The organism is uncultured Ruegeria sp., assembly GCF_947489545.1.
Classification (GTDB): domain Bacteria; phylum Pseudomonadota; class Alphaproteobacteria; order Rhodobacterales; family Rhodobacteraceae; genus Ruegeria.
Genome location: NZ_CANLDZ010000084.1, coordinates 1 through 581, shown reverse-complemented (window position 1 = coordinate 581; position 581 = coordinate 1). Strand labels below are relative to the sequence as shown.

The 581-nt window shown below is 54.0% G+C and carries 1 pseudogene; it reads right to left on the bottom strand.

Features of this window, described 5'->3' with window-relative positions:
• Positions 1-581: pseudogene (locus Q1B13_RS26865) on the bottom strand (integrase); the annotation flags it as partial.

The window sequence follows — 581 nt, the reverse complement described above, 5'->3', positions numbered from 1 at the left end:
GTTCGACGATGGGCGTGGCTGGACCATTGCATGCGCTCAGGTCCCTTCAGATGACCCGTGGGGGATTTGGGTGACGGAAACACCCATTGCCGATGCAAACCGCGCACAGGGGCCAGTATCTCGTGATGTACCTGTGAAATGGGAAGATCAAAGCTGCGCCCATTCTTGGTCATCGGCAAATGGATGTGATCTTCATGAATCTGCTTCCATTCCAATGTCAACGCCTCGGTTTTGCGAAAGCCTGTGAACAAAAGCAGCTCGTAGAAGACCTTGTGAATCGGGTTGTAGAGATCGTCCACTGCTTGTCGCCAGATACGTAAATCATCGATGATCGCTCCTTCTGGCTTTTCTTCATACCATTCGATGGCCATCGTCGGGCTTTCCGGCAAGTCATGAATACGGCGCGCATGGTTCCAGACCGTCCGGAAGTATTTCAAAAGGTGATTGGCCGAAGATGGCGTTGCCGCCATGGATCCGTGACGCTCAACAACCATCGACTTGGTGATCTCATCCAGCGGCAGGCGCAGCCAATCTTTCAAATGCAGCTCGAACTGCTGGCGCACGCCGCATCGGTGGGCCTC